This is a genomic window from Chitiniphilus eburneus (assembly GCF_005048205.1).
GTDB lineage: Bacteria > Pseudomonadota > Gammaproteobacteria > Burkholderiales > Chitinibacteraceae > Chitiniphilus > Chitiniphilus eburneus.
Genome location: NZ_SUMF01000019.1, coordinates 34,073 through 45,479, shown reverse-complemented (window position 1 = coordinate 45,479; position 11,407 = coordinate 34,073). Strand labels below are relative to the sequence as shown.

The window sequence follows — 11,407 nt, the reverse complement described above, 5'->3', positions numbered from 1 at the left end:
CGGGTTGGGCGATATCGTTTGCCCTAAGCCTCGAACACCACCCTTCCCTTTACCCAGGTCCCTTTCACTGTCAGGTCCGGCGTCACCGCCACCAGGCTGGCTGTCTGCCCTGGCGCGATGCCGCCCAGGTCCGGCCGGCGCAGGGCGCGGGCGGGGTTGCGGCTGGCGAGGGGCCAGGCACGTTCCAGGGGCAGGCCGAACCAGCGCATGGCGTGTTTCACCGCGTCGATCAGGTGCAGGGTACTGCCGGCCAGGCCGCCGGCCTCGGTGCGGACCACGCCGGCGTGCATCTGCACTGTCAGTTCGCCCAGGCGGTAGGGGCCATCGGGCATGCCAGTGGCGCGCATGGCGTCGGTGATCAGGATCAGGCGTTCCTCGCCAGCACAGGTCAGTGCAATCTGTGCGGCGGCGTGGTGGACGTGATGGCCATCGGCGATCAGTTCGACATCGGCTTCGGGCCGGGTAAAGCCGGCGCCGACCACGCCAGGGTCGCGATGATGCAACCCGCGCATGCCGTTGTAGCAGTGCACCACGCCGCGCGCACCGGCCAGCATGGCGGCCACGGTTTCGTCGTAGCTGGCGTCGGAATGCCCGATCAGTACCCGCACACCGTGGGCACGCAGCCAGGCGATGGCGGCATCGGCACCAGGCAGCTCGGCGGCCAGGGCAACGGTGTTGAGCGTGCCGTCGGCCAGCGCGTGCCAGCGCGCGATTTCGTCCAGGTCGATGGGGCGCATCAGCGGCACCGGGTGGGCGCCGCAGCATTTGGCGGTGAAGTACGGGCCCTCCAGGTAAGTGCCGACGATCTCGGCGCCACTCACGCCGTGGCGCCGGCTGTCGCGCACCTGGGCGATGGCGGCCTCGATGGCGGGCACCGGCGCGGTGACGGTGGTCGGGGCGAAGGCACCGACGCCGTATTGCGCGAAGTGGGCGGACATCCTGTCCAGCGCTTCGTGGGTAGCATCCATCACGTCGCAGCCGACAGCGCCGTGTACGTGGCTGTCCACCAGCGCGGGCAGCAGCCAGTGTTCGCCCAGGTCGCGGTCGAACGCGCCCCCCGTCACCGCGGCAATACGCCCCACGGCATCGAGATGCACCACGCCGCCTTCCAGCCAGCCTTGCGTGGTCAATACCCGCGCGGCCCGGAGGCGTTGTCCCCTGCCGTTGGCAGAGGCCGATAGTTCGACCGTCATGGTCCGTACTCCTTCCCTATGATGCGCGGCCCCCGCGCGGGGCGAGGCCGACTCGGTTGATTGCCGGCAATTTGCCAGCCATATGAGCACGGGTGCTCAAAGGCCGTCGGTGGCTTCCGCCCGCTGACGGCTGCGCGCCATCCGCTCGGCCAGACTGGTGACGCCGGCACGGCCGGCCTCGGCGGCGCGCGCGCGGAATTCGGCGGCGTCGGCCACGCTGTCACGCTCGAACAGCATCTCGGCGAACATCGCCAGGTTCATCCCGGCGATCACCTCGGTGCCGCTACGCTCGGTGGCCAAGGTGGAGGCCAGCCGGAACGGCGAACCGCCCAGCAGATCGGTGAAGAACACCACATCGCCATCGCACTGTTCGAGCGCTTCGCTCAGTTCCCGTTCCAGTTCCGCCGTGGTCACGCCCTCGGGAAAATCGACCACATGCAGTGCATTCTGCGGGCCGAATACCTGGACGATGGCTTCGTGAATGCCACTGGCAATGCGGCCATGGCCGGTGAGAATCAGGGAAATCATGTTGTACTCCGTTGCGGCGACCTTGCGCCGCATTCATTCGAATCCGGGAAACCCAATCCTTGAACCACAGAGGACGCAGAGAGAGCACGGAGAAAGCCGGCAAGCAACGTGTGGAACGCCGATCCGATGCTTATGGGGTTCTCCGTGCTCTCTGCGTCCTCTGTGGTTCAAGGTGCGGGGTTTGGAGCGATCACAGCAGCCCGAAGAACTTGCCCACCAGGCCGATCAACACGGTCAGGCCGATCAGCTTTACCGGTGAGTAGCCTTTCTTCATCAGGCCGTAGACGATCAGCGTGAACGCCAGGGGCAGCAGGTTGGGCATCAGTTTGTCGAGCACGCCTTCCTGCAAGGCGATCGTGGCCTGGCCGGCGTGGATTTCCAGCGGGGTGCTCAGCCGCACGTAGGACGCCACCAGCGCGCCAATCACGGTCATGCCGACGATGGATGCGGCGTGCGAGATTTTCTTGGTGCTGCTCTTGAGCGCGCTGATCGCGCCCAGCCCCGCACGATAGCCGTAATGCGCCAGGCCGAAGCGCAGGCCGAAGTGTAGGGCGTTGAACAGCAGCAGGAACACGATCGGGCCAAACAGGCTGCCTTCCAGCGCCAGCGAAGCACCGATGCCCGCACAGATCGGCAACCAGGTCAGCCAGAACATGGCGTCGCCGATACCGCCCAGCGGCCCCATCAGCGCCACTTTCACCGCGCGGATGGTGGATATCTTCTCCTTGTTCTGCTCCATCGCCAGTACCAGGCCGGAGAGGAAGGTGACGTCGAACGGGTGCACGTTGATGAATTCGAGGTGCATCTTCATCGAATTCGACAGGTCTTCCGGATTCTTGTGGATTTTGCGCAGCGCCGGAATCAGCGTGTACAGCCAGCCCCCGGCCTGCATCCGTTCGTAATTGAACGAGGCCTGCAACGCCAGTGAGCGCACCGCCATGCGGTTGATGTCGCGGTTGGTGAGCGGTTCGCCCGGCTGGGTATCCACGTAGTCGTCACGCTCGACGGTGCTGGTGGCCAGCGCCTGTGCCATGCGTTGCTCGGCCTTGGCGGCCAGGGCCGCATCGGAGTCGTTAAATGCCATCTTGCACCTCCGCATCGCGGGTGGCGGCCGGCTGCGGTTGCGCGCGGTTACCGTTGAAAAAGTCGATCATCGCGATCGCCAGTGCGCCCAGCGCGATCGCCAGGATCGGCAGCTTGAGGTAGGTGACGGCGACGAAACCCAAGATGAAATAGGCGACGTAGTTCTTGTTGAGCATGATCTTCATCAGCAGGGCGAAGCCGATGGCGGGCATCATGCCGCCGGCGACCGACAGGCCATCCAGCACCCATTGCGGCGCAGCCTTGACCATGGCGCCCGCTGCGTCGGCACCGAAATAGATCGGCAGGAAGGCGACGATGAAGTAGAAGCAGAACAGGATGCCCATGCCCAGGTAGTTGACAAGTTCGACGCCGCGCCAGTTGCCCTGTTTCACCATCTTGTCGCACCTGTGCATCATCGGTGAGAACACCGTGAACAGGATGGTGATGCAGCCTTGCACGGCGATGGAGAACGGCACCGCCACCCCCACCGCCACCTTGGGATCGGCTTTGGTCAAGATGGCGAACGCGGTGCCGATCACGCTGCCAATCACCACGTTGGGGGGCTGCGCGCCCGCCAGGGGCACCATGCCCATCCACACCAGTTCCAGCGTGCCGCCGACCAGCAGGCCGGTGTATACGTCTCCCAGAATCAGCCCCACCAGCGGGCCGAGCACCACCGGGCGGTGGAAGTGGGTCAACCCATCGAACAGGTCCACCCCCGCCAAACCCGCCAGCAGCGCGATAAATAGCGCGTCGACTAACATTTTTGTTACCCCTCCCAGGTCAGATCAGCTTGGAAACGAGTTCGCCGGCCTCGTCGGGAACACGGCGAATCTCGCAAGTGACGCCCAGCGAGGCCAACTCGCGGAACGTCGCCACATCGGCGTCGTCCACCGACACCGTTTTGTGGATCTGGCGTTTGCCTTCGGCGAAGTGCATGTTGCCGACGTTGACAAACTTGATCGGTACGCCGCCCCGCACCAGCGCCAGCACGTCCTGCGGCGTCTTGCAGACGATCAGGATGCGTTGGCGGTCAGCGGCCTTGTGGATCACGTCGATGGTCTTGGCGAGGCTGAAGTAGCGCGTCTGCACGCCCTCGGCCACCACCATGTCCATCAGGTTCTGCTGCACCGGGTCGCCCGCGACGTCGTCGTTGGCGACCAGGATCAGGTTGGCGCCCAGACTGCCGGTCCAGGTGACGCCCACCTGGCCATGCACCAGGCGGTTGTCGATGCGGGTCAAAAGAATGTTCGGCATGACGTTCTCCCTCGCTCAGCGCGTGGTGGGCTGTAGCGGCTGTAACAGGCAACAAGAAACTCGCTCCGGCAAGGCGCGGCCGGGGCAAGCCTTTATCCATTCACGCAGGCCTTCGGCCCACGCCAGGGGTGGATGGTCACGCCCTGCACCACGCGATTCACTTCGCCGGTCGGGCACGGGTTGTCAGGGGTGAGGCCCTGCGCCAGCGAGCATTCGAAGGCGAATAACTGGGCGAACAGCAGGTATGGCAGCGCCAGCCAGGCGTCTTCGGCGTCGGGCAGCGGCACCGCCAGGGTTTCGTCCCCGTCCGGCCCCAGCGCGATCACCCGGCGGGCAATGTCATCGCGGCACAGCTCGGTGTGGAAGTCGTCGTCGTAGCGGCGCACATAGGGCTGCGACGACATGAACATCACCACGCAGGTGTCGCAATCGATCATGAACTTGGGGCCGTGGCGCACGCCCAGCGGTGAATCGAAGCGCGTGGCGATGCGGCCGGCGCTCAGTTCCAGCAGCTTGAGCGCCGCTTCCTCCGCCAGCCCGGCCAGGCCGCTGCTGCCCAGGTAGACCACGCGGCGCAGGCCACGATCGGCCAGGTCACGCGCCAGGCGCGGCCATTGGCGCAGCCGCGCCTCGCACAGCCTGGCAACCTCCTCCACGTGGTTGCGCACATCGCTCAGCGCGTGGCCACCCAGCAACGTCAGCGCCGCGAGATACATGCAACTGAAGCTGGAGGTCATGGCGAAGCTCTGGTCGTTGGCGCCATCGGGCATCAGCACCGCGTAGGTGCGTTCTCCGGTACGCGCCCGCTGCGCCAGCGCGCCATCCGGGTTGCAGGTCAGCACCAGGTGATGGCAGTCAGGCAGCAACTGGTCGGCCAGTTCCACCGCCGCCACGCTTTCCGGGCTGTTGCCGGATCGGGCGAACGACACCAGCAGCGTCGGCAGGCGCGGGTCCAGCCAGGCCAGCGGGTCGGCGACGATATCGGTGGTGGCGATGGCTTCGATGCGGCGCCCGGTGCGTTCGCGCAGCAATGGCGCCAACGTGCGACCGGCGAAGGCGGAGGTACCGGCGCCGCTCAGCACGATGCGCAGGTTGGGCGTCTTCAGCACTTTGTTCAGCCAGGGCCGCCAGTCCGGCTCCTGCGCGCCCAGTTGGGCGATCAGCTCCCGCCACAGGCGGGGCTGCTGGGCAATTTCGCGCGCGGTGTGGGTGGCGCCGTGTTCGGCCAGCCAGTCGGCGGTGCGGTCGAGGTAGCGCATCATGCGACCCTCCGTTCCCTGGCGGCTTCGATCCGCGCCATGCCGCAGGCACGGGCATAGCTGCGCGTCACTTCCATCACCTTGTCGATCACCAGCGCTTCCGCGCTGGCGGGCAGCCGGGCTTCGGCCACCTTGCGCGCCTGTTCGGGCAGGTACTGGCTGACCAGGGTCATCAGCAGCGGCTGGCGCGCCAAGTTGGCGAACAGCGTCTGCTGCGCGGCCACCACCTTGGGGTGCGGCCAGTAGTAGCGGATGCGGTCGGAAAAGCTGTAGTTGCGATCCAGGTATTGCTGGTGTCCGGGCTGGCTGTAGTACGGCAGCCAGTAGTCGGGTTCTTCCTGCATCACCTGGGTAATGGTGTCCTTGAGGTGCGAGGCGCCGAATTCGCCGATGGTCTCGCGCTCGATCTGGTCCAGCGCATACAGCGCTTCGCGCATGGCGAAGGTCAGGCCCGGGCCCACCTTGAGGATGGCGAAGTGGTCGCGCACCAGTTCGGTCAGCGCGGTTTCGCTCTGGTAGTCGGTGGAATGCGCTTCGTACACCAGCGGCTCGCCGACGATGAATGCGCTGAGTGCGGCGGCCTTGGCCGGCTGGTATGCCACCACCTTGTGATGGTCGAACTCGACCCCCGGCTGCACCACCATGGCGATGGCGCGCTCGAAGGCATCCGCCAGCCCGGCGGCGGCGAATACGTCGCGATGCACCTGCAAGGTCTGGCCCGCGGCCTGCGGCGAGGTAACCTCCAGTTCGCCCAACTCTTCGTTGGCGCCGCCCGGCACCGGCACTTCGGTGCCGATTACATAGACCGGCGCGTCGCCGCCGACCTCGCGCCAGGTGGCTTCGCAGATACCGCACAACTGCGCGGCGCGCTCGGCAACCACGGCATCGGACAATGGCACCGGGTCACCTGCGCACGACATCGAGCAATCCAGGTGGATCTTGCGGAACCCGGCCTGTACGTATTCGCGCACCATGTCACCGGCCAGCTTCATCGCTTCGGCGGCGGGCGCCTTTTTCCAGACATTGGGACCCAGGTGGTCGCCGCCCAGGATCAGGCGCTCGGGATCGAAGCCGATCTTTTGCGCCAGATCGAGCACGAAGTCGCGGAAATCCGCCGGACGCATGCCGGTGTAGCCGCCAAACTGGTTCACTTGGTTGGACGTGGCTTCGATCAGCACCGGGCTGTCGTCCTCTAGACCCTGGCGCATGGCGGCCTCCAGCACCAGCGGGTGCGCCGAACACACGGAATAGATGCCGGAGGCATGGCCGGCTTTGTGATGACGGATGATGTCGAGCAACAGGCTCATGACGAGGACTCCTTGGTTTATTCGTCGGCCACGATGACGTTGACGCCGGATAGCGTCAGCGCTCGTCGGTATTCGTCGGAAATGCCCCGGTCGGTGATGAGGGTGTGCACCTGGGGCAGGGAACAGATCACGCAGAAGCCGCGGCGGCCGAACTTGGTGGAATCGGCCAGCAGCACCACCTTGTCGGCGACTTCGAGCATCGCCCGGTTGAGCTGCGCATCCTGTTCGTTGGTGGTGGTGACGCCGGCCTTGAGGTCGATGCCGTCCGCGCCGATGAACAGCGTGTCGAAGTGATGCAGGCGCACCGCCTGTTCGGCGATGGGGCCGCACAGCGAGTACGAATCGGCACGCATCGTGCCGCCGGTCATCATCAGTTCAAAGCGCACATCGCCCACCAGCTCGTTGGCGAGGTTGAGCGCGTTGGTCATCAGCGTGCAGCGTTTGTGCGCATCGACATAGCGAGGCACGAAGCCGACGGTGGAGCCGGAATCGATGATCAGTGCGTCGCCATCGTTCACCAGTTGCGCGGCAGCACGGCCGATCAACTGCTTGGCTTCGCTACGAACCTTTTCCTTCTCGCGGAACTCCAGTTCGAAAGCGAAGTGCGAACTGAGCACGGCCTTGCCGTAGGAGCGGCTGATACAGCCGCTTTGCTCCAGGAAGTCGAGGTCGCCGCGTATCGTGACTGTAGAGACATCCAGCGCCTTGGCCAGATCGCCCACATTGCAGCTTTCCTGATCCCGCAGGCATTGCACGATTCGATTACGTCTTTGCTGAACGCGATCCATGGCGGCACCCGATCAATTAGTCAACCACAAGCAAGCCGGATCAATTCGGACAGGCTGTGGCGTAAAGTGGTGACGCCACTGTAGGGGCCGAAACAAAAGAAGGTCAACGATGTAACTTTCGACTTCAAAACCAGGTTTCTTGCGAGTTTTTCAGCGATCGACAACGTGCGGCGCAATGAAAATCTTGTAAAACTACCAATGAATTTGTTTAGTTCAATGCAAACCAATGCTTTGTTTTATATGAATATTTTTTAAAACAACAGACTTAAACAAGGGAAATCACTTAGCTCGCTCCAATGAAAATGAAATAAAACTACAAATGAAAAAGGCAAAACGCATTGGATCGAAACCGGGAAAAACGAAAATAGAATGAAAAGTCGAAAGCAATTTTTCTTTCGATCTTTCCCGACAAATGGCAATTTTTACCGTGTCGCGAGCAGTTCAGAAAAAAAGCCAATAGACTAGGCGAAAATTCTGGCGCCACCGGTGGCTGACAAAGGCCGGCGGCACGTCACATCGCATTGCCGTGAGGATTCGTTCCATGAAGAACTTCAGTTTCCATAACCCCACCCGTCTGCACTTCGGCCGGGGCCAGATCGCCCAGCTCGACAGCGAGATCGGCAAGGACGCCCGGGTACTGCTGGTGTATGGCGGCGGCAGCATCAAGCGCAACGGCGTCCACGCGCAGGTGATGGCGGCTCTGGGCCAACGCACCGTGGTGGAGTTCGCGGGCATCGAGGCCAACCCGGAGTTCGACACGCTGATGCGCGCAGTGGCGCTGGGCAAGGAAAATGGCGTGGACTGGGTGCTGGGTGTGGGCGGTGGCTCGGTACTGGATGGCAGCAAGTTCATTGCCGCCGCGCTGGCACTGGACCCTGCCGTCGATCCGTGGCTGATCGTCGGCAACAAGACGCCCCTGCACGCCGCGCTGCCCATCGGCTGTGTGCTGACGCTGCCGGCCACAGGCTCGGAAGCCAACTTCACCGGCGTGATCACCCGCCGTGAAACCCAGGACAAGCTGTCATTCAAGAACGCCGCCGTCTACCCACGCTTCAGCGTGCTGGACCCGACGGTGATCGATTCGTTGCCGGCACGACAACTGGGCAATGGGCTGGTGGATGCATTCGTCCACACCACCGAGCAGTACCTGACCTACCCGGCCGAAGCGCGGGTGCAGGACCGGCTGGCCGAGGGCATCCTGTCCACGTTGGTGGAAGTGGCGCCGCTGCTGCGCCAGAACCAGGGGGACTACGACGCGCAGGCCAACCTGATGTGGGCCGCCAACCAGGCGATGTTCGGGCTGGTGCCGCTGGGCCAGCCGCTGGATTGGGCCTCGCACGCCATCGGCCACGAGCTGACCGTGCTATACGGCCTGGATCACGCGCAGACGCTGGCCATCGCCCTGCCCAGCCTGCTGCGCTACAAGTTCGACGCCAAGCGCGCCAAGCTGGCGCAATACGGCCGCCGCGTGTGGCAACTGAACGGCGACGACGACGAGGTGGCGAATGCGGCCATCGAAGCAACGCGCCGCTTTTTCGAATCGGCCGGCCTGCCCACGCGGTTGTCGGGCTACGGCATCGACGATGTGGCAGCGGCAGCCGCCGGCGTCGAAGCGCAGCTGATCCGCCATCAGCGGCTGAAACTGGGCGAACACGGCGACATCACCCCGGCCGACTGCCGCGCGATTGTGCTGGCCGCGGGGTGAAGTCCAACCCTGAACCTTGAACCACAGGGGGTACAGAACACAGAGGTTTCACTGAGGACAACCTTTTGGTAGTTGGGAATGCTGGCGGGGCCGTGACATTGTTCGGCCCTCAGACCCTAACTCGCCTCGTGGTTTTCTCTGTGCCCTCTTTGGCTCAGGACCTGGGGTTTCACTCCCGCCTCGCGCTCACCCCTCCCCCATCATCGCCAGCCAAGCCCGTGCGGCGTGGCTGAGGTAGCCTTCTCGCGGCCAGCCGAGAACGATTTCCCATGGGATGACGATGTCGCCCAACTCGCAAACGGCCAGGCCATCGCGGCCAGCGAGCGCCACTTCGCTGCGTGGCAGCAACGCTACGCCGATGCCGCCGCGCACCATCGCCAGGATCAGCCCGAGCTGGCCGCTGCGCCCCACCACGTCGGGAGTGAAGCCCAGACTGCGGCAGGCGTCGAAGATCCGGTCGTTGAGTGCGAAGCCCGGCGCGAACAGGATGAATGGCTCGTCCGCCAGTTCGGCCAGCCGTACCGTGTCGCGCTGGCCCCAGGCCGACCACGCCGGTGCCACCAGCACCAGTTGATCCGCCGCCAGCGGCGCGCAGTCGAAGCGCGCATGGTCGATGGGCTGCAACAGCCCTCCCAGCTCCAGCTCGCCCGCCAGCAATGCCGCCTCGATGGCCTTGGCGCCATCTTCGAACAGCTTGAGTTCGATGCCCGGATGGCGTCGGCGGAACTCGCCCAGCATGGTAACGAACACCCGTCCGCCCAGCGGCGGAATGCCGATGCGTAGCTCGCCCCGCACCAGCCCGTCCAGTTCCGACAGCTCGGCCACCATCTGTGCCGCCTGCGCCAACAGCGTTTCGCCGTGCGCCAGCACCAGCCGGCCCGCGTCGGTGGGGCTGGCATGGCGACCGGCGCGGCGTAACAGCGTCTGGCCAAGTTCCTCCTCCAGTTGCCGCACCAGCTTGCTCACGGTCGGCTGGGTAACGAACAGGCGTTCGGCGGCCAGGGTGAAGCTACCGGTACGAGCCACTTCGACCAAAGCACGCAAGGTTTTTAGTTCCATATTCAATTCCAGAACAGCATGGATTTCATCACGATAATTCATCTTTGTTATGAATGGCGCGCCATACACTGTGGGTTGTTCCGAGAGAGCCACCACCATGTCCCGCGCCATCCGTTTCGTTCCCACTCTGTTTCAGGTCTGCCTGCTGGCCGCGTTCTGGTTGGGCGCGGACGCCTTGGCGCGCGCGGTCGGTTCGCCGGTGCCCGGCGGGGTGCTGGCGCTGGCGGCATTGCTGGCGTTGCTGCTGCTGGGCTGGCTCGATGCCAACCGGCTGCGGCGCGGTGCGGAGTGGCTGATGGCGGAGATGCTGCTGTTCTTCATCCCGCCCGTGGTGGCGGTGGTGCAGTTCCAGGCACTGTTTCGCAGCGAAGGGCTGAAGCTGCTGGCGGTGATCGGGCTGGGCACGCTCTGCGTGATGGCCGGCACCGCACTGGTGGTGGATCGCGTGTTCCGCTGGGAACATCGCCGCCGTATCCGGGGTATCGCCCGCCGTCGCCGGGAGTCGCTGGCATGAACGACATCGGCATGAATCAATGGCTTGCCGCCGCCTGCCTGCTGCTGACCGTGGCGGTCTATGCCTGCGCTAGATGGCTGTATGCGCGGCACCGCGCAATCTGGTTCGCCCCGCTGCTGTTCGCGCCGGTGGTGTTGGTGGGGATCGTGCTCGCGACCGGCATCCCCTACCCGGTCTACATGGCCGATGCGCGCTGGCTGATGTGGATGCTCGGCCCGACCACGGTGGCATTCGCGATCCCGATCCACGATCAGCGCGCGGTGATCCGGCGCAATCCGGTCACCATCGCCGCCGGAGTCGTTGCCGGCGTGGTGCTGGGCGTGGGGTCGTCCTGGCTGCTCGCCCGCGCGTTCCACCTGCCGCCGGAGCTGGCGCACAGCCTGCTGCCGCGCTCGGTTTCAACGCCTTTTGCCGTTACCGCAACCGACGCCTTCGGTGGCTCGCGGGAGCTGACCTCGCTGTTCGTAGTGGTCACCGGCGTGTTCGGCATGATGACCGGCGAGCTGGTGTTGCGCGTGTTGCCGATGCGATCGCGCATGGCGCGCGGTGCGATGCTGGGCGCCGCCAGCCACGGCGCGGGCACCGCCAAGGCACGCGAACTGGGGGAAGAGGAAGGCGTGGTCGCCAGCCTGACGATGACACTGGCCGGTATCACGCTGGTGCTGGTGGCGCCGCTGCTGGCGGGCTGGCTGGGCTGACGCCAGCGACGAAGTG

General features: G+C 64.8%; 12 protein-coding genes. 3 read left to right on the top strand and 9 right to left on the bottom strand.

Going from position 1 to position 11,407, the window contains the following annotated elements; all coding sequences use genetic code 11:
• Window positions 1-23 precede the first annotated feature (23 nt).
• The 8 genes from nagA to agaR form a co-directional block, all read right to left on the bottom strand.
• Complete coding sequence (nagA, locus tag FAZ21_RS14460) at window positions 24-1,193, bottom strand: N-acetylglucosamine-6-phosphate deacetylase (protein ID WP_136774153.1); 1,170 nt, start codon at window positions 1,191-1,193, stop codon at window positions 24-26.
• A gap of 96 nt (window positions 1,194-1,289) precedes the next feature.
• Window positions 1,290-1,721: a PTS galactosamine/N-acetylgalactosamine transporter subunit IIA gene (gene agaF, locus FAZ21_RS14455; protein ID WP_136774152.1), complete on the bottom strand. Its 432-nt coding sequence runs from the start codon at window positions 1,719-1,721 to the stop codon at window positions 1,290-1,292.
• 190 nt (window positions 1,722-1,911) lie between these two features.
• Window positions 1,912-2,805, bottom strand: a complete 894-nt coding sequence (locus FAZ21_RS14450; RefSeq protein WP_136774151.1) for a PTS system mannose/fructose/sorbose family transporter subunit IID — start codon at window positions 2,803-2,805, stop codon at window positions 1,912-1,914.
• Window positions 2,795-3,568, bottom strand: a complete 774-nt coding sequence (gene agaW / locus FAZ21_RS14445; RefSeq protein WP_136774150.1) for a PTS N-acetylgalactosamine transporter subunit IIC — start codon at window positions 3,566-3,568, stop codon at window positions 2,795-2,797. The genes FAZ21_RS14450 and agaW overlap by 11 nt, the downstream gene beginning before the upstream one ends.
• A 19-nt stretch (window positions 3,569-3,587) precedes the next feature.
• Complete coding sequence (gene agaV / locus FAZ21_RS14440; protein WP_136774149.1) at window positions 3,588-4,061, bottom strand: PTS N-acetylgalactosamine transporter subunit IIB; 474 nt, start codon at window positions 4,059-4,061, stop codon at window positions 3,588-3,590.
• 92 nt (window positions 4,062-4,153) lie between these two features.
• The gene (locus FAZ21_RS14435; protein ID WP_246038667.1) at window positions 4,154-5,323 is read right to left on the bottom strand and encodes an SIS domain-containing protein; all 1,170 of its coding nucleotides are present in this window, start codon (window positions 5,321-5,323) and stop codon (window positions 4,154-4,156) included.
• Window positions 5,320-6,627, bottom strand: coding sequence for a D-tagatose-bisphosphate aldolase, class II, non-catalytic subunit (locus FAZ21_RS14430; protein WP_136774148.1), 1,308 nt, complete (start codon window positions 6,625-6,627; stop codon window positions 5,320-5,322). Before FAZ21_RS14430 ends, FAZ21_RS14435 begins: the two co-directional genes overlap by 4 nt.
• Before the next feature lie 17 nt (window positions 6,628-6,644).
• Window positions 6,645-7,415, bottom strand: a complete 771-nt coding sequence (agaR, locus tag FAZ21_RS14425) for a transcriptional repressor AgaR (RefSeq protein WP_136774147.1) — start codon at window positions 7,413-7,415, stop codon at window positions 6,645-6,647.
• Between the two features lie 541 nt (window positions 7,416-7,956).
• On the opposite strand from agaR, the gene FAZ21_RS14420 reads away from it, so the two are divergent.
• Window positions 7,957-9,120, top strand: a complete 1,164-nt coding sequence (locus tag FAZ21_RS14420) for an iron-containing alcohol dehydrogenase (RefSeq protein WP_136774146.1) — start codon at window positions 7,957-7,959, stop codon at window positions 9,118-9,120.
• 186 nt (window positions 9,121-9,306) lie between these two features.
• Here the strand turns inward: FAZ21_RS14420 and FAZ21_RS14415 are convergent, their stop codons facing one another.
• Complete coding sequence (locus tag FAZ21_RS14415; protein ID WP_211243471.1) at window positions 9,307-10,179, bottom strand: LysR family transcriptional regulator; 873 nt, start codon at window positions 10,177-10,179, stop codon at window positions 9,307-9,309.
• Window positions 10,180-10,276: 97 nt separating this feature from the next.
• On the opposite strand from FAZ21_RS14415, the gene FAZ21_RS14410 reads away from it, so the two are divergent.
• Window positions 10,277-10,693, top strand: a complete 417-nt coding sequence (locus FAZ21_RS14410) for a CidA/LrgA family protein (RefSeq protein ID WP_136774145.1) — start codon at window positions 10,277-10,279, stop codon at window positions 10,691-10,693.
• On the top strand, window positions 10,690-11,391 hold the full coding sequence (locus FAZ21_RS14405) for an LrgB family protein (protein WP_136774144.1): 702 nt from the start codon (window positions 10,690-10,692) through the stop codon (window positions 11,389-11,391). The genes FAZ21_RS14410 and FAZ21_RS14405 overlap by 4 nt, the downstream gene beginning before the upstream one ends.
• Window positions 11,392-11,407 lie beyond the last annotated feature (16 nt).

Excerpts from the sequence above, each read along its gene's own strand:
- FAZ21_RS14420 (WP_136774146.1), top strand. The coding sequence starts at position 7,957 with ATGAAGAACTTCAGTTTCCATAACCCCACCCGTCTGCACTTCGGCCGG.
- FAZ21_RS14410 (WP_136774145.1), top strand. The coding sequence starts at position 10,277 with ATGTCCCGCGCCATCCGTTTCGTTCCCACTCTGTTTCAGGTCTGCCTG.
- FAZ21_RS14435 (WP_246038667.1), bottom strand. The coding sequence starts at position 5,323 with ATGATGCGCTACCTCGACCGCACCGCCGACTGGCTGGCCGAACACGGC.
- agaV (WP_136774149.1), bottom strand. The coding sequence starts at position 4,061 with ATGCCGAACATTCTTTTGACCCGCATCGACAACCGCCTGGTGCATGGC.
- nagA (WP_136774153.1), bottom strand. The coding sequence starts at position 1,193 with ATGACGGTCGAACTATCGGCCTCTGCCAACGGCAGGGGACAACGCCTC.
- FAZ21_RS14430 (WP_136774148.1), bottom strand. The coding sequence starts at position 6,627 with ATGAGCCTGTTGCTCGACATCATCCGTCATCACAAAGCCGGCCATGCC.
- agaW (WP_136774150.1), bottom strand. The coding sequence starts at position 3,568 with ATGTTAGTCGACGCGCTATTTATCGCGCTGCTGGCGGGTTTGGCGGGG.
- agaR (WP_136774147.1), bottom strand. The coding sequence starts at position 7,415 with ATGGATCGCGTTCAGCAAAGACGTAATCGAATCGTGCAATGCCTGCGG.
- agaF (WP_136774152.1), bottom strand. The coding sequence starts at position 1,721 with ATGATTTCCCTGATTCTCACCGGCCATGGCCGCATTGCCAGTGGCATT.
- FAZ21_RS14405 (WP_136774144.1), top strand. The coding sequence starts at position 10,690 with ATGAACGACATCGGCATGAATCAATGGCTTGCCGCCGCCTGCCTGCTG.
- FAZ21_RS14415 (WP_211243471.1), bottom strand. The coding sequence starts at position 10,179 with ATGGAACTAAAAACCTTGCGTGCTTTGGTCGAAGTGGCTCGTACCGGT.
- FAZ21_RS14450 (WP_136774151.1), bottom strand. The coding sequence starts at position 2,805 with ATGGCATTTAACGACTCCGATGCGGCCCTGGCCGCCAAGGCCGAGCAA.